Raw genomic sequence first — 15,979 nt, 5'->3', positions numbered from 1 at the left:
CGATTTTGTTGTTTTTATTTTTAAGCAGAGTATTTGGCATAAGCCTTCATCAGCTTTTCATCATATTTGTTGGTTTTATAGCCTTTGCCATTGTATCTAAGGGCAAATTCTGCCCAATTTTTACTCTTTAAGATTCGAATTAGATTGTTCTGTTCCAGAAACAGCCCAAAAGCTTTTAAGTGCTCGCCTTCGTTTAGATACATCTTTTCTACAAATTCATCTATGCTTGTATATCCTAATGATGGAGCATTGAATCCCATGATTTGATACAATCCCCATGAAGCTGATGAGTAGGCGGCTTCCCTAAAAAGAGTATCCGGATTTATGTCTGCGGCTTTTTCTAAACGGTCGTATTCGCCTTTTCCACCCACATAATATTTTTTAGTATAACTTTGATATAAAATATTTTGAGTGTCATTATTTGCATAATTACTACAATTAATATTTCTCCGTTCCAGTTCTCTCCAAAAGACATGTCCTTCAAATAAAATCTTCGGACGTCCGTCAATAAGAAAGCCTTTTCCGCCACTTTCTACTTCATTTACTGCTTTGACAATAGCAAGCTCCAGGTTGTGGAAGTTGGCAAAATCAATAAGATCCTGTTCCGAAAGTAGCTTGTAATTAGAAGCATATTCAACATCGGCAATTTCTAAGAGTTTCGACCAGGTTTTTATTCCTACAACTCCATCAACAACTAGCGAATGGTTGGATTGGAAATCCCTAACAGCAGCATCTGTCTCGGGACTAAAATAATTGGAAACCAGAATCGGATATCCTAATTTTTGTAGCAGCTCGTTCAGGTAATTAACTTCTGCAGATTTTGTTCCTAATTGTATCGTTTTCATTGGTTGATGGTTATTTTAGATGAGGTTGAGTAATCAAAGACGTGGTTTGGCGATTTGACAAGATTATCGTTTTTGTCGAAATAGTTCACTTTATATGATAAAAGCGTATTATTTGAAATACTGTTCTTGACAATAAAATTGAATAATACGGGAGTAGAGAATTCAGCTTTTAGTTTTTCAATTGTAAATCGGTTTCCGGTTTCTCCAACAACCAACTCAATGGTAATTTTATTGGTTGTTTGTTTCTGCTTTTTGATTTCAATCTGAATGTAACGGCTGTAGCTGGTGGATTGGGAAACAATCTGGCTGAACTCGGAACTGATATCTTCAATACTTTCAAAATCAAAGAATATATTTTTAACTACAGATGATTTATTGTTAGGATTTAAAGCGATACTATCTAAAACTTTACTCTCACTGCTGATTAAGTCGGGAAATTTGTTGAAATACGTACTGTTGAAATAAGCAGCGTTCTCATTATTGACAAATAGTATGGAATTGAGCCTGCATTTGGAAATCGATTTATTGCTGATTTTGATTGTTTTGGAGGTATTGTCAATTATCGATTCAATCATTTCGCCAATCGTTTTTTCGAGATTCAGCTCAATAATGCTCGTGTCTTTAATTTCTTTATGCCTGAAATTGATGTTTGCGAATTGAGAAATAGTATTATTTAGTGCATTGATCAGGATGCTGGCTTCAGACAGATTTTCTGTAGACAGGTTGAACAGGAAATGTTTGCCATCTGTAGAGATATCGGACTTTTGGAGGAAATAATTCCCGCTGATTTCATAATCGGAGCCGATGTCATTCGGAAAAAGAAATTGGACTTTTTCAAAATAATCGGCCTTATCACCGTCGATATAATTGTTCTGTAACAATTCGATTTTCAGTTTGGCCAAATCAAATTCAGATAGGTTAGGTCCTAAGGCAAACTGAAAGCTGATTTTAGAAATTTCTTCCTGTGTGCTAGTTCCTTCTTCATACGCATGAAAAATGGTAGAAATGCACGGTTTCATCGTGTCCAGATCTCGTGAAAGTCCGTACGTTTTTGAAATAAGCAAAAAAGTATTGGGTTGTAATGTTGATTTGTAAACGGAAAGCTTACTGAAATGGATGCCTGGAATAAAAATCTGCTTGAATTGGGAAAAATCTTCGTTAAGGTTAAACGGATTGTTGATAAAGCCGCCGCCAATAGTTTTGTAAAGGCTAGTGGCAGGATCAGAAGATAAGGGATAGTTTAGTAGCTTGTTGACACGTAAAAGAAAAGTACTTTTTACCAATTCTGCCTGCACATTGGTATCCAGGTGGTTTTCTTTTTGGATTTCCAATATTGACCGTCTTGAAACCATACTGTTTGGAGAATCTGACTTGATAATGAGCGGATTGCTTAAGATAGAGGCTTTTGTTGGCCTGATGTTTTCAGTTCTTGTCTCGTTTCCGAAGAATTTCAGGTTTTTTAATGTGTTGATATTTCGGGCTACTAAAAAATTCTTCCTGAACCTTGAATAACCTTTGAATTCAAAAAACAGGTCGATATTGCTTTTTAAATTTTCAATTTTGGTAATCAGATTAAGGAATGCTATTTTGACGGCTTCGTCTTTTAAATCAAACTGGATTTCATTTTTTTCTGGGATTACGATACCGTTAATCTTAATACTGTCGTCTTTTACTTTCAGGTTTAAAATGGCTTCTTTTAAGTTCAAAACAATGTTTTTTTCATCGGCTTTTAACTGCTTGTTTTTGATGGTATATTTTAGCGTTACTTTTCCCATAAGTCCACTGTTTTTCCCAGATTTATCCAATACATTCTCATAATAAAAAAGTGTATCGTTGTTGGGCGCTATTTCAATTTCAGGAAAGAACAGGGTGATAGTACTATCACTATAATCTTTGAAGGAAGCATTTTCGTCAATTGTCGTATCTCCATCAATCAATGGGAAATATTTGTTGAGTGAAAGGATGTCGAGTAAAGGCCTGTCAATTGCAATGGAGTGAATGATTGGATGTTCAATCACAGTAAAAGACTCCTTAGGCTTGACAACAGTGGCAAACGAGTTGCTTGGCTTTGCAGGTTCGAGATTGAAGCGGTTAGTAGGAACCAGTTTTGTTCCTTCGAGTTTAAATGTATTTAAATCGGGCATGATTTCTAATTTTGAGGATCTTGTTTTGTGTCTTTAGTAGACAAAAGGGACATTCGTCCCTTTTGTATCTGTCTAAAAGAAGATTATTCCATGAATGGAGCTCTTATTTTTTCGATGTCTGCATTCTGTGCATCGGTTCCAGATGGAATTTCAAATAAGATATCGCCTTCCAGATAATCTATTTTTTGATAATCTGTCGATATGCTGACTTTTTTAGATTTTTTACCAATTTTGCCCTTACAGGTATATTTTACCTTGTATTCTGTAGGTTTGATGTTATAATCTAATTCATACCAAGCCTTATATGGAAGCATTTCCTCATAATTATCTGCCGTGAATTTGAACTTTTTAGTCGCCATTTTGTCTGCTTTGAATGTTACTTCCATAGTATCAGATTCAAACAATTCTTCGGTAGACAGGTTATAATTAATCATGTTCTGAACCAGTAGTGGAATGAAGATTTTAGTGCCTTCAAATTCGTACTCGTTGACAGTATCTTTTAGTTTGACACGTTTGTCTTTTTCATACATGATATTTTGTCTTATTTTGACTTTGCTCGCTCCATTATTCTTTACGAAGTCAAAAACGAAGGCATTTTTTTCTTTGGATTTGTCGTTCCATGTAGCAGGGAAGATGGCATCGATTTCTTTGCCGGCCCTGCTGGTAGTTCTTACATACGGAGTACCTTCAGGAGCAATCATTCTTCCTGAGCTTTTCCAGATGATTCTTCCTTTAGAATCCGGATAACCCACTTCAATAGAAACCTGGCTTACAGGGCTGTCATTGACAATATCGCTGTCTTTGTCTAATTTGATTAATCCTCCGTTTAAAGAAGCAATTACCTGTATTTTTGAGAAATCTTCGTCCAACTGGATTTCTGAAATGTAATTCTTTAATTCGTTCTTGGCTTCTGTACCTGATTTCAATGTCAGAGGCGTAAGGTTACCGCTGATTTTCGAACTCAGGACTTCAATAGACGAGAATCGGATACTGTCTGTGAAATTCACTTCTCTTATTTGTTGTCCGGATTTTAAACTGAATCCCATGCTGGCACCTTGGTTCCATATATTAAGAAGCTTTTCTGATTCTGAAGTTTCTGTACCAAAATTTTTGTCGGTTGGGTCCAGGATCTGCTTTCTCAATAATTCAAAAGCAAAATCTCTCGCCTTAGTCATTAGCTGTTCTTCAACCTTTTTTCTTTCGGCATCAGAGAACTGGTTGTCTGTAATGATTTCAGTTGTGATACCACCTTCGGTTACAATTTTTTCATATTCATTTTCCCAGTTTACGCGGAACCAGCTAATTCCGGCACTGAATTTAGAAGAAAAATAGGTGTGCACCTTTTTAGCATTTACCGTAACCTTAATTTCAGTTGTTGGCATATAAGCCTTATACTTTATATTGTTTTCAACAACCAGGTTGTTTGTGCCGTTTTCTAAGGCGCTCCTAACCAATGAGGCGCTATTTCTTCCCATCAGGATAGAAAGAGCATTATCACCTAATCCAAAAGTAGTTCCGTTTCCTTCTCCCTGAATATTAAACGACCACGGGTTTGATCCGCCAAAAGGGTTATTTTGAGACTTTTCGCCAACCACATGCATGGCAATAGTGTTTTCTGTTAGCTGTATCGGTCTTACATTTGTTGCATTAAAGTCTTTATCGACGCCTCTAAGGAAAGAGAATAGTCCGAATAGTTTTGAAGTTCTCTGGCTTTTGTATTCGGCATCCAGTTTAATTTTTAATTTGTCGATTGCTTTTTTAAGCAGTGCTTCCGGCAAGTCAATTGTACTGGTAAGCGTTGTATAGGCTCCGGCTTCTTCTTCAAGACCTTCGGCGCCAATTACAGTTGTGCCATCCGCTTCAGATTTAAATACCTGCATAGAGAACTTGAATCGTCCGTCAGGATGTTTTGATAGTCTTGGATACTTAGGATAATAATAAAACTGCATTGGCAATCCGTTATCTCTTAAAAGCATGTTGTTTGGATCTGGAGAAAATAGGACTGCGAAATCTGCTCCATCTTCTTTCTCCAAAAGGATTTCTACGGTTCCGGCTCCAGCATGTGGGTAGCCAAGAGGGGTTACTTGTGACATTTTTTTTAATTTAATTATTAGGTTCTTACTCTTTAAAGGTTTTTCAGATTACACCTCGTCTTTTTAGTTAAAAATCGACGATGTAAAATTCATATTTCGCAATTCGTTGTAAAAGAGCATATTGCCTGATTTTTTTTAGATTATTTCCTGTAATTTTATTGTAGACATTTTCCCAGTAAGAGAAGGAAGAAGGGCTTGATAAAAAAGGGGAAAATTCCCCTTGCTATATTATCCCGATTAGGGTAGTTTTGGCGATTATTAACAACTTAAACTTGAAAGACATGAAAAGCTCAAAAACTATTTTTTTAGCTGGATTATTTTGTTTAACTTTTTTCTTTCAATCGTGTAGTGAGGATCGAATTTATGACAAGCCAACACAATTGATTTCTAATGAGATGGCGTCAGAGATGCATAAGATCTACAACTCAAAAGCTTTGCAGTCAAAAGCTGGGGATAGTATAAAAGAAGATGCGAATGCAGTATGGTATTCTGTTGAAGAACTGGAGAGGTATATCAATTATATCAAGACAGAAGGAATTAATAAAGGATATAAGGTAGATGGAATCAGATTGTATCTTGGAAGATATCCAAATGACCCGAAATATGCTGAAAAAGCAGGAATGACGACAATATTTTTATCACCAACCGGAGCTAAAGCCGATATGCAGAAATCAGGAATGCTGAATGTTTCGACTAATATGCAGGAAGAACCTCATTATGATATAACCGATCTTTCAGTTATGAATTACGGATCAATGGGTAATCCTCCTAAAATGACATATCCTTTCAGAAAATAATGTTAGAGGACTTAAGATTTTATTGCATTTACTTGGCTTTATTAGCGGGAATTGTAGGATTGTTTTTTTACTACAAGCTTCCCGGTAATAAGGCTAAGTCTTTGTTAGGTATGATCTTTTTTTCTGTCCTGACGGAGTTTGTTGGCAGCAACCTTACCAAATGGACTGGATGGATTAATTATGGTGTATATAATTTTTATATGCTTGTTAGTCTTTCTTATTATTTAATTCTTTTAAAATGCCTGTTAGTTGATCGCAATCATAGAAGATTAGCCGATATATTCCTAACTGCCTTTATACTTTTTTACTTCGCTAATTTTATTTTCATCCAAAAAAATATTTCCGAAACATTTACTTATAGTTTTTCATTAGGTGTACTGTTTGTCCTGATAATGTCCTGCTTATATCTTGTGGAAATATTTAATTCAAAAAAAATATTGAATTTCGGCAAATCAGTTTTTTTTTGGTTTATCTTAGGCGTCCTGCTTCTTCACGTGCCATATTTGCCTTTTATGTTGGCTATCAAATGGTTCCTGATAGAAAGTAATGAAAGTGTTTACAGTCTTGTGCTGTTCATTCTCAATGTCTTGATGTATGGTTGTTTTATAATTGGATTTATATGGAGCGAAAAGAAATACAATTACTAGTTATTTCCTTAAGTATTGTCTTCTTTACCTTATTAGTGTTAATCTTGGTGCTCTTTTTCTATTTCCACAAAAAGAAAACCAATTTTTTGATAGAAAAAATGGAGGCTGATCTACATTTTCAATCGGAATTGGTGAAATCAAGAATAGAAATGAAGGATCAAACACTGACAGAAATCAGTAGGGAACTTCATGATAATATAGGCCAGATTTTATCTGTAGCGATAATGCAGGTCAATATGTACATACAAAATCAGAAGGCCATGACTAAAGATGAGCTTAATGATCTTAAAGACATATTGGGCAAATCATTAGACGAAATCAGAACCTTGTCAAGAATTATAAACAGGGACAATTTGTTGGAATCCAGTTTTTTAGAAGCCATACAATTGGATTTGGAACGTATTCAAAAACTAAAAAGAATAGATTGCTACTTTAGCATAAACGGTGATTTTCCTGAAATAAATGTTGAGCACGAGCTAATTATATATCGAATTTTTCAGGAAGCGATTCTCAATATCTTAAAGCATTCCCATAGCGAGATTATTGATTTTCAGATTGACTGCCTGGACCATGACAACATAAAAATCAAGCTGATTGACCACGGTATCGGCTTTAATTCAAAGAAGAAAAACAGCGGTTCAGGATTGAATAATATACATGTCAGGGCAAAGCTTATAGGAGCTTCAGTTTCTATAACATCTGATAGTTCAGGAACTGTGGTAGTATTTACCTATCCTAAAAGAATTAATCATGAAAACGAATAGAAAAAATAAGGTTATCATTGTAGATGACCATTTGCTGTTTTCACAATCTTTGAAATTTCTGATTAATAGTTTCAGCGATTTTGAAGTCACGCATAGTTTTGGAAATGGCAAAGAGTTCATACAGTTTCTTCAGGAAGAAGAAAACCTTGATATTGAAGTAGATCTGATACTTTTAGATGTCAATATGCCTATTTTGGACGGATTGTCAACTATGGTCTGGCTGAAAGAGAACAGGCCGGATTATAAAGCAATAGCGCTTTCTGTAAACAATGAAGAAGATATCATCATCCAGATGATTAAGAACGGAGCTAAGGGTTATCTGCTAAAAGATACAACTCCGCAGATTTTTTATGATGCTTTGAAAACCGTAATAGAAAAAGGATATTTTTTCACTGAAATGGTTTCCGGTATTCTGGTCAACCGAATCGATAATGAAGACAAAAAGCTGGAGTTTAAGGAAAAAGAATTGGATTTTATCAAGAGAGCCTGTAGTGAAAAGACTTATAAAGAAATAGCAGATGAAATGTGCCTGAGTCCTAAAACGATTGACGGTTACAGGGAAAGCATTTTTGCCAAGCTGGAAATTAAAACCAGGATAGGTCTGGTTTTGTATGCTATCAAAAACAAAATCGTTTGTGTATAAACAAAAAGCTCCATCAACTGATGGAGCTTTTTTATTTTATATCGGGATAGATTAATACTCTGAAGAGTTTCCTATTTCTTCCAGTTCATTTTTCTCTTCAATTCCTATGACATTTGCATAAATAATGTATTGAACAGAATAAATTAATGGGATAGAGAAGATAATACCAATACAGAAAGCAAAAACTCCCAGTAAGGCTAAAATTACGGCAACAAGCATCAATGCCAAAAGCATGAAGAAATTTTTTGAAACCAACAACAGGCTTCCCTGTATGGCTTCTATAGCTTTTAAGTTTCCAAAAATAATCAATGGAGTAGTGAACAAAGTCAACAGCAAGAAGATATAGCTGATGAACGATCCTATCATAGAATATCCTGCCATTTCTAGTGCAGTGCTGATAGCATTACTGCAAAGCCCGATTAATACGCCAACAATGATGATTTCTTTAAGATATTCGCTTTTATAATAATAGAAAAGCGTAGAAAAGTCAAAATCTTCTTTTCTGTCTGCAAGATGGGCAACTCTAAGGATACCTGCATAAAACGGTTTTATAACCGCTACAGCTATTACGCCTCCTACAATGGTAACAATTATTCCGGCGGTAGAAAAATTCTGGATTTGAAAATCTGCTATATCCCTACCAAAAGCATCCAATCCGATGAATATTCCGGCAAGTCCAATTATGATTCCAATGAATACGATTGAAAGAAGCAATATTCCTGCTCCTGTAATCCAAACGATTTTTTGGTAATTATTAAATGCTTGAGAAAGTAGATCTCCAAACTCCACCACATAACCGTGGTGTCTGATTTCTTCGATTCTTTCTCTGGTTGTAGTATTTTTTTGCATAGTAAGTACGTCGATTTATAGCGCGAAAATAGTCAATATTTTGTAATTTAAACCAAATCAGAACCATTTCAATAATTTTCTGATTATTTTTAGTTTATTTCCATAAGGCGCATAACGGAGCGGTATGTCAAGCCATGTGGCTTTTTTTACAATTGACTTCTGATGAGAGAAGGTATCATAGCTTTTTTTACCATGATAAGCGCCCATACCGCTGTTGCCAACACCGCCAAAAGGCAGTCTTTTATTTGAAAAATGTACGACCGTATCATTAATACAGCCTCCTCCAAATGAAAATTTCTGGATAATACGTTCCGCAAAAGCTTTGTCATCTGTAAAAACATATAGTGACAGCGGTTTTTCATATCTTGAAATTATTTTTTCCAAGTCGCTTTCACTTTCATAAGAAATGAGTGGGAGCAAGGGACCAAAAATTTCATCTTTCATAATGGTGTTGTCCAAAGCAGGTTCATCAATGAGCGTTGGAGCTATATATAGATTTTCTTCATCATAAATGCCTCCTGCGATTGTTTTTTCTTCGTCTATCATTCCGACCAGCCTGAGGAAGTGTTTTTTGTTTATGATTCGCGTAAAATCGGGTGAAAGTTTAGGATCTTCACCATAGGCATTTACAATTTCCTGTTGTAGCAAGCGAATGAATTTTGTCTTGATCCCTTTATGAATAAGAAGATAATCAGGAGCAATACAGGTTTGTCCGGCGTTAATGAATTTTCCCCAGATAATGCGTTTTGCAGCCATTTGAAGATTGGCGCTTTTGTCAATTATACATGGATTTTTTCCACCTAATTCTAAAGTAACTGGCGTAAGGTTTTCAGCAGCAGCTTTTGCGACTTCTTTGCCTATTGCCGGGCTTCCGGTAAAGAAGATATAATCCCATTTTTTGGATAGCTGACTTTTGGCAATTTCTGCATCTCCTAAAACGGCAACAGCCTCTTTGACGTCAAAAGTTTCTCGTATTATTTTAGATATCAGGCTTGATGTATGAGGTGTTAATTCAGAAGGCTTCAGTACAATAGAGTTACCGGCTGTATAAGCTGCAATCAGCGGACAAATGGCGAGTTGAAAAGGATAATTCCACGGAGAAATAATTAATGTTTTTCCATAAGGTTCTGTATAGATATAATCGGAAGAAGGAAAATTAAGAATGGAAGCCCGGACTTTTTTAGGTTTAGCCCAGGCATGGATATTCTTTATAGCATCTTTTAAATCAGACTGCACTACATTTATTTCGGTCAGATAGGCTTCAAAAGCGGGTTTTCCGAAGTCTTTGTAAAGTGCCTCTATAATATCATTTTCATGAAGCGAAATGACATGTGAAAATTTCTTAAGTTTTTCTTTTCTGCGATTAATTTCCTTATCGTTCATAAATTCTTAAATTATTGTAGTCCGAAACGGAAGCCCAGATAAAAATCTGCCTGTTCTCCGTCATTAATCAAAGCCGTAACTATAGAGCTTGATCCGATAAAGAAACCTCCTGCCCTAAATCCTAATCCTGTTGTAAATCCTGAAATTTCATTTGATGCCAATGGAGCAAATACTTCAAAGTTTTCGGTAGAATATCGAGGAGTTACTGAAAATACATTTTGGGCGGTAACCTGGTCGTCTTTGTCGTCTTTGTTAAATTTTTGCTGGCCAAAAACGGTGACATAGAAATCGGGGATTATCTTAACGTCTGCATAGGCCGAGAAAACAGTTGGAAGTTTTACTTTAAAATCGCTGCTGTTTGAAGTAGCAGTCAGATAACCGCTCGAAAGGAGGATATCTTCGATTTCCTTAAAGCTGCTTAAGCTTTCAAATTGGTTCAGGTTGAGTGACTGGCCGGCAGGAACGTTCAATTCGTAATTGTTGTTGCTATTATTATCTGATTTAAAAGTCATACTTCCTATATTGCGTACGGCAGCACCGGCATTGATTTTATAGCCGTCGTTATCATCTTTCCATTGGTAATTGACTCCTATATCGGTAGCAAAACCGTTTAATTTCCCAAAAAGAGAACTGGTATAATTGCCAAAATCTGTAAAATCGTCGGCTAAATCTCCGGAATAAGAAATATTCATTCTTGCCGAAGCATCTGTCATATTAACATTACCAAGATTATTTGTAATAGTACCGGAAAATTTATCAAGTCCTAAGTTAGCATAGGAGCCAGGGAAGAGGAGTTTTAAGGTTACACCTACGCTAAATTTATGTTCGTCGGTTTCGTATACATTTCTGGCAACTCCAAAGGCTACTTCTCCCCAGGTAGTTCCATTGGCGCGCTGATTCTTATTGCTCTGAATCGTAGAAGCACCAAAGATACTGCTTAAGGCACCATTTGTGACAGCATCACCAATAGTTGGATCAACGTCTGTAAAATTTACTTTTCCATAGGCTTTAGTATTGAATGAAAAAGCCCATTTGTCTATTTTCATTGCAAATGCAGGGCCATAGACTTCGCCATCAAAACGAAGATCGACATCTTTGTTTCCTTCAAAAAGTTTTTTTTCTAAGTTGTCACCGCTTACAAGGTCATTAAAACCCAATCTGTTGTTGGAAAGGTTGAAACTTAACGAAAAGACTCCAACTTCATATTTTGTTTTTAAGTTGGCAAGCTCAGCAGGGTTAGTGCTTGCATTTAATAATCCGCCTCTTCTGGAAGTGGTAATTCCCGAAAAATGGTCTTGTGCAAAAGCACTCGTGCCAATTATGAGGCACAATACAATTGGTAATTTCATAGGGTAAGTTTTTTAGTTAAAAGTATAGATTTTTTGTATTGGGTATACTAAATTAACGTAAAAAACTAATCTTTATTCTTAAAATATTTAGATTGCCTTCCAAATTGGGTCATTGGGAACAGGAGCGATTATTTCTAATAATTCTTTGGTTACCGGATGGATGAGGACGAGCTTGCGGGCATGCAGATGAATGCCACCATCAAGATTGCTTCTGTCGGCTCCATATTTCAGGTCACCTTTGATTGGGCTTCCTATAGCAGCTAATTGCGCCCGGATTTGATGGTGTCTTCCGGTATGCAAATTAATTTCTAAAGCGTAATAGTTATTGAGCTCACGGATTATTTGGTAATCAAGGCTCGCTATTTTACTATCAGGAACTTCTTTGATATGTGCCTTTGAAGTGTTGTTCTTTTCATTCCTTTTCAGATAATGAACCAGCTTGGCAGAGACTTCTGCGGGTTTGTTCTTGACAACAGCCCAGTATGTTTTTTGTGTTTCTCTATTTTTAAACAATTCATTGAGTCTGGAAAGTGCTTTGGAAGTGCGGGCAAATACTACAATTCCGGTAGTGGGTCTGTCTAACCGATGAACAACACCCAGAAAAACTTCCCCCGGCTTATTGTATTTTTCCTTGATATATTCTTTTACTATATCGCTCAGTGGTTTGTCGCCGGTCTTGTCTCCCTGAACAATATCGCCGACACGTTTATTGATGACAATAATGTGATTGTCTTCGTGAAGGATTTGAAGATTATTCTTTGTAGAAATGGTTTTCATTGTTTTTTGAAGATTAGATTTTCGGCGGCTCGATAGTTCAAATAATCAAAAAACGATTAGTATTGTTCTTTTTCGCTTGGGAAATCACGTGACTTCACGTCTGTAACATACTCTCCAATGGCACGAGTCATGTCATCATACAGGTTCATATATCTTCTCAAAAATCTAGGACTGAATTCATTGTTCATTCCAAGCATATCATGGATAACCAAAACCTGACCGTCAACGCCACCTCCGGCACCAATTCCTATTACAGGTATGGAAATGCTTTGTGCTACTTTTTCGGCTAATTTTGCAGGTATTTTTTCCAATACTAGGGCAAAACAACCTAATTTTTCAAGCAATTTTGCATCTTCCAGTAATTTTTCTGCTTCAGTTTCTTCTTTAGCACGGACCGTGTAGGTTCCGAATTTATATATAGATTGTGGCGTCAATCCTAAATGTCCCATTACAGGAATTCCTGCATTGAGGATTTTTTTGATGGAATCTTTGATTTCGCTTCCGCCTTCTAATTTAACAGCATGGGCACCGCTTTCTTTCATAATTCTGATAGATGAGCGTAAGGCTTCTTTTGGATCAGACTGATAGCTTCCGAATGGCAAATCAATAACGATCAAGGCACGTGATGCAGCTCTGACAACACTGGAAGCGTGATAAATCATCTGGTCAAGGGTAATAGGCAAGGTAGTTTCATGACCGGCCATTACATTTGAGGCAGAATCTCCAACCAGAATTACATCAACTCCGGCAGAGTCGACAATTTTTGCCATAGTGAAATCATAGGAAGTTAACATTGAAATTTTTTCACCGTTAGCCTTCATTTCAATCAGCGATTTGGTCGTGATTCTCTTATAATCTTTTTTTGCAACAGACATAGTGTAGGAATTAGAAGATGTAAATGTACAAATTGCTTTATTTACCATTGCCACACAACCTAATAATTTTTTATGCTAATTTTATCTCCCGTAACTTAAAAAGATGATGATGCGAAAATTATTACTGTTTGTTTTCTTTGTTTCCTTCCAGTCACTAATGGCGCAGGAAGCCGAAATCCGCCAATCAATAAAAACTTTTTTTGAAGGCATACATACCAGAGACAGTCTGAAAATTAATTCTGTTAGTGATGAAGACCTGATGTTGCAGACTGTAGTGCAAAGTCCAAGAAGAAACAAAGTTATAGTCACAAAAGCTGCTGATTTTAAAAGATACGTTGCAACAATTCCTAAGGAAACCAAATTTGAAGAAAAACTACTTTCTTATACTATTAAGGTTGACGGAGGAATGGCTCACGTTTGGATACCTTTTGAATTTTATATCAATGGAGAATTAACCCATAAAGGTGTAAATTCAATGCAATTGTTTAAGGATAAAGATGTATGGAAGGTTATTTACTATGGTGATAGTAAAATCAAGATTTAAATTAGCTATTGCTGATTTTGAGCGTAATGACAAATTCGCTTCCAAATCCGAAATTGCTTTCAACCGAAATCGTACCACCTTGGGCTTCGATAAATTCTTTGCTAATGGCAAGCCCGAGGCCGGTTCCTTCTTTTTCTGATCCCGGAATACGGAAATATTTGTCAAATATCTTGTTCTTGTATTGGGGAGAAATACCTATTCCGCTGTCTTTTACCGTAATCTGAAAGACATTTTCTTTTGCTTCTGCACCAATAAATATGGTTGAGTTTTCATAAGAATAGCGGATAGCATTTGAGATGAGGTTCGTGACTACCCAGGTTGTTTTTTCCTGATCGGCTTTTATTTCAGGCAGTAATTCAGGAATATTCAGGCTAAGGTTGATCTTTTTTTGCTCTGCCAATATTTTTGTGGCTTCTACGGCATCGGAAATTATTCCAGCGGGATTGCAATTTTCTATTTTTAGCTGTGTTTTTCCGGTTTCTACCTGCGTGATGTTTAGCAATTCTCCCGTTGTACGGAGCAATCTTTTAGTGTCATCTTTAATGCTTGAAACCAATTGTTTCTGTTCTTCGTTTAAATTCCCGATACTGCTGTTTTCCAGTAATTGCAGGCTCATTTTCATCGAAGCGATTGGTGTCTTGAATTCGTGAGAAACCATGGCTATGAAATTGGTTTTGGCAAAATCCAACTCCTTATAAGCGGTTACGTTACGTAGTATTATAAACGAACCGATATGTTTTTTTTCTTCTTCTCCAGTAGGAAGAATATGTATAGGTACTACTTGCTCTTCAAAATAGCTTTCTTTATTATCAGCATAGATTTTCATCGTTTCTTGTGGCTTTTCGATAGTTCCGTCAACAAGATGTTGTAATAAGGAGCGAACCAGATCATTAGAGATGGCAACTTCACTGGCGGCTTTTCCGATGATGTTCTCTGCTTTTAGACCGGAAATTTTTAAGGCTTCTTCATTGGCAAATAAAATTAAGTTTTTGTCATCGAGCCCAATAACCGGGTCCTGCATATTGTTTATGAGTGTTTCGACCCGTTTTTTCTCCATCATCAATCGGGCAAGGTTGCTGTCGCTATATTCCTGTAATTTTTCTGCCATCGTATTAAATGACCGTGCCAGGTTTCCAAATTCGTCATGTGTTTCAAAATTGACACGCTGTGAATAGTTTTTTGCTGCAATCTGACGTATGCTTTCCGTAAGGTCTTTTATAGGATTTGCAATATCGCTAGGCAGGTTGACCAATAAGATGAGAGCAATCAAAAAGCAGGTAAGGCCGGTAATTGAAATCCAGAGTATGGCGCTTTCTGTTGTATTTTGCGCCACGATGCTTTTCCTTTGGATAGCATCCATGTTGATTTTCATGATATCGTTGAGGTCTTTCCGAATCTGGAGCATAATTGTCTTATCCTCCGGCTCTAATTGTAATGTCTTTACGTCTTCTATTAAATTTTGAGTAAGTTCTTTTTCACCTATTTCCGTGATGTTCTTACCCTGTAATTGTAAAAAGTGATTGAAATTTTCGAAAGATTGTTTTTCGCCTTCAATCTTATCGAGCTCTTTCATCATGTTTCGGGAATAGTCTAAGGAATTGTAATTCGCTACAAGGATGTTTTCTGTATCGCCAGCAATGACATGTACTTGTCGTACTGCCAGAGCCACAAGCAATATGATAAGAAGAAATAGAAGCCCGAGTCCGAGTCTTAATTTTGTTTTTATACGCACAACTTAAATAGTTTATAGTGGATAGTTTTTAGTTTATAGTTGGAGTTACTGGTGTGTAATTTTAGTTGATAGTTGAATTGGTCGTTATAGTTTTTAGAGGATAGTCTTTAAGTCTTTCATCTTTCATCTTTCGTCTTTGATCTTTCGTCTTTAATCAGGGTTTGTTCTGGATGTTTTTACAATTGAGGTTAGTATTTTGATGAGCTCGATACTGTCTGTGTGAACGGATAGATATTCTTTTTCTGATAGATAGTTTGTTTCAAAAAGCAAACGCAGCCAATATTCAGTTTCCTGGGCTTCTTTTAGTGAAATGTTCATCTTATTACTAAAGTCTTTTTTTGACGGGGCCTGTAAAGCCTCACAAATATTTGCGCCTATTGAAGTTCCACTTCTGACTAATTGCTTTGATAGGATAAATTCTTTTTTATTTTCTGAAATATGCTGATATAACTTCACAATCCTTACGGCAAATACAAATGATTTGTCTTTAACAATACTATTTTTCATAATCATTTTTTTATGGCTTAAACTAACTAT

The 15,979-nt window shown here is 36.2% G+C and carries 14 protein-coding genes; 4 read left to right on the top strand and 10 right to left on the bottom strand.

What is annotated here, in order from left to right; genetic code table 11:
* Positions 1 to 20: 20 nt before the first annotated feature.
* The 3 genes from ABH942_RS12305 to ABH942_RS12295 all read right to left on the bottom strand — a co-directional run bounded on the left by ABH942_RS12305 (position 21) and on the right by ABH942_RS12295 (position 5,082).
* On the bottom strand, positions 21 to 845 hold the full coding sequence (locus ABH942_RS12305) for an N-acetylmuramidase domain-containing protein (RefSeq protein ID WP_370032377.1): 825 nt from the start codon (positions 843 to 845) through the stop codon (positions 21 to 23).
* On the bottom strand, positions 842 to 2,989 hold the full coding sequence (locus tag ABH942_RS12300) for a hypothetical protein (protein ID WP_370032375.1): 2,148 nt from the start codon (positions 2,987 to 2,989) through the stop codon (positions 842 to 844). The genes ABH942_RS12305 and ABH942_RS12300 overlap by 4 nt, the downstream gene beginning before the upstream one ends.
* Before the next feature lie 83 nt (positions 2,990 to 3,072).
* Positions 3,073 to 5,082: a hypothetical protein gene (locus ABH942_RS12295; protein ID WP_370032373.1), complete on the bottom strand. Its 2,010-nt coding sequence runs from the start codon at positions 5,080 to 5,082 to the stop codon at positions 3,073 to 3,075.
* Positions 5,083 to 5,363: 281 nt separating this feature from the next.
* Between ABH942_RS12295 and ABH942_RS12290 the strand changes: the two genes are divergently transcribed.
* The 3 genes from ABH942_RS12290 to ABH942_RS12280 all read left to right on the top strand — a co-directional run bounded on the left by ABH942_RS12290 (position 5,364) and on the right by ABH942_RS12280 (position 7,933).
* Positions 5,364 to 5,879, top strand: coding sequence for a hypothetical protein (locus ABH942_RS12290; RefSeq protein ID WP_370032372.1), 516 nt, complete (start codon positions 5,364 to 5,366; stop codon positions 5,877 to 5,879).
* Between the two features lie 796 nt (positions 5,880 to 6,675).
* Complete coding sequence (locus tag ABH942_RS12285) at positions 6,676 to 7,290, top strand: sensor histidine kinase (protein WP_370032370.1); 615 nt, start codon at positions 6,676 to 6,678, stop codon at positions 7,288 to 7,290.
* On the top strand, positions 7,277 to 7,933 hold the full coding sequence (locus tag ABH942_RS12280; RefSeq protein ID WP_370032369.1) for a response regulator: 657 nt from the start codon (positions 7,277 to 7,279) through the stop codon (positions 7,931 to 7,933). The genes ABH942_RS12285 and ABH942_RS12280 overlap by 14 nt, the downstream gene beginning before the upstream one ends.
* A gap of 51 nt (positions 7,934 to 7,984) precedes the next feature.
* On the opposite strand, the gene ABH942_RS12275 is transcribed toward ABH942_RS12280, so the two are convergent.
* From ABH942_RS12275 to panB, 5 genes are all read right to left on the bottom strand, one after another.
* Positions 7,985 to 8,782 (bottom strand): hypothetical protein, encoded by a 798-nt coding sequence (locus ABH942_RS12275; protein ID WP_370032368.1) that lies wholly within the window; start codon positions 8,780 to 8,782, stop codon positions 7,985 to 7,987.
* Positions 8,783 to 8,839: 57 nt separating this feature from the next.
* Positions 8,840 to 10,165 (bottom strand): aldehyde dehydrogenase, encoded by a 1,326-nt coding sequence (locus tag ABH942_RS12270; protein ID WP_370032366.1) that lies wholly within the window; start codon positions 10,163 to 10,165, stop codon positions 8,840 to 8,842.
* A gap of 11 nt (positions 10,166 to 10,176) precedes the next feature.
* A complete protein-coding gene (locus ABH942_RS12265; RefSeq protein ID WP_370032364.1) occupies positions 10,177 to 11,514 on the bottom strand; it encodes a hypothetical protein in 1,338 nt (445 codons plus the stop codon).
* Positions 11,515 to 11,601: 87 nt separating this feature from the next.
* Entirely contained in the window at positions 11,602 to 12,291 is a 690-nt protein-coding gene (locus ABH942_RS12260; RefSeq protein ID WP_370032362.1) for an RluA family pseudouridine synthase, read from the bottom strand.
* A gap of 56 nt (positions 12,292 to 12,347) precedes the next feature.
* A complete protein-coding gene (gene panB, locus ABH942_RS12255) occupies positions 12,348 to 13,166 on the bottom strand; it encodes a 3-methyl-2-oxobutanoate hydroxymethyltransferase (RefSeq protein WP_370032360.1) in 819 nt (272 codons plus the stop codon).
* Between the two features lie 109 nt (positions 13,167 to 13,275).
* On the opposite strand from panB, the gene ABH942_RS12250 reads away from it, so the two are divergent.
* Positions 13,276 to 13,710: a nuclear transport factor 2 family protein gene (locus ABH942_RS12250; protein WP_370032358.1), complete on the top strand. Its 435-nt coding sequence runs from the start codon at positions 13,276 to 13,278 to the stop codon at positions 13,708 to 13,710.
* Position 13,711: 1 nt separating this feature from the next.
* Here ABH942_RS12250 and ABH942_RS12245 read toward each other — a convergent pair whose 3' ends face one another.
* Positions 13,712 to 15,442, bottom strand: a complete 1,731-nt coding sequence (locus ABH942_RS12245) for an ATP-binding protein (RefSeq protein WP_370032357.1) — start codon at positions 15,440 to 15,442, stop codon at positions 13,712 to 13,714.
* Between the two features lie 150 nt (positions 15,443 to 15,592).
* The gene (locus tag ABH942_RS12240) at positions 15,593 to 15,949 is read right to left on the bottom strand and encodes a four helix bundle protein (RefSeq protein WP_370032354.1); all 357 of its coding nucleotides are present in this window, start codon (positions 15,947 to 15,949) and stop codon (positions 15,593 to 15,595) included.
* Positions 15,950 to 15,979: the final 30 nt, after the last annotated feature.

Source organism: Flavobacterium sp. 28YEA47A, assembly GCF_041262125.1.
Taxonomy (GTDB): Bacteria; Bacteroidota; Bacteroidia; order Flavobacteriales; family Flavobacteriaceae; genus Flavobacterium.
The sequence above is the reverse complement of the archived record's forward strand: the minus strand, read 5'-3'. Positions and strand labels throughout refer to the sequence as shown.

Bases quoted from the DNA above. Each gene is read 5' to 3' on its own strand.
- ABH942_RS12260 (WP_370032362.1), bottom strand. From the start codon at position 12,291: ATGAAAACCATTTCTACAAAGAATAATCTTCAAATCCTTCACGAAGAC.
- ABH942_RS12250 (WP_370032358.1), top strand. From the start codon at position 13,276: ATGCGAAAATTATTACTGTTTGTTTTCTTTGTTTCCTTCCAGTCACTA.
- ABH942_RS12295 (WP_370032373.1), bottom strand. From the start codon at position 5,082: ATGTCACAAGTAACCCCTCTTGGCTACCCACATGCTGGAGCCGGAACC.
- ABH942_RS12265 (WP_370032364.1), bottom strand. From the start codon at position 11,514: ATGAAATTACCAATTGTATTGTGCCTCATAATTGGCACGAGTGCTTTT.
- ABH942_RS12290 (WP_370032372.1), top strand. From the start codon at position 5,364: ATGAAAAGCTCAAAAACTATTTTTTTAGCTGGATTATTTTGTTTAACT.
- ABH942_RS12280 (WP_370032369.1), top strand. From the start codon at position 7,277: ATGAAAACGAATAGAAAAAATAAGGTTATCATTGTAGATGACCATTTG.
- ABH942_RS12305 (WP_370032377.1), bottom strand. From the start codon at position 845: ATGAAAACGATACAATTAGGAACAAAATCTGCAGAAGTTAATTACCTG.
- ABH942_RS12270 (WP_370032366.1), bottom strand. From the start codon at position 10,165: ATGAACGATAAGGAAATTAATCGCAGAAAAGAAAAACTTAAGAAATTT.
- ABH942_RS12300 (WP_370032375.1), bottom strand. From the start codon at position 2,989: ATGCCCGATTTAAATACATTTAAACTCGAAGGAACAAAACTGGTTCCT.
- ABH942_RS12275 (WP_370032368.1), bottom strand. From the start codon at position 8,782: ATGCAAAAAAATACTACAACCAGAGAAAGAATCGAAGAAATCAGACAC.
- panB (WP_370032360.1), bottom strand. From the start codon at position 13,166: ATGTCTGTTGCAAAAAAAGATTATAAGAGAATCACGACCAAATCGCTG.
- ABH942_RS12285 (WP_370032370.1), top strand. From the start codon at position 6,676: ATGAAGGATCAAACACTGACAGAAATCAGTAGGGAACTTCATGATAAT.
- ABH942_RS12240 (WP_370032354.1), bottom strand. From the start codon at position 15,949: ATGAAAAATAGTATTGTTAAAGACAAATCATTTGTATTTGCCGTAAGG.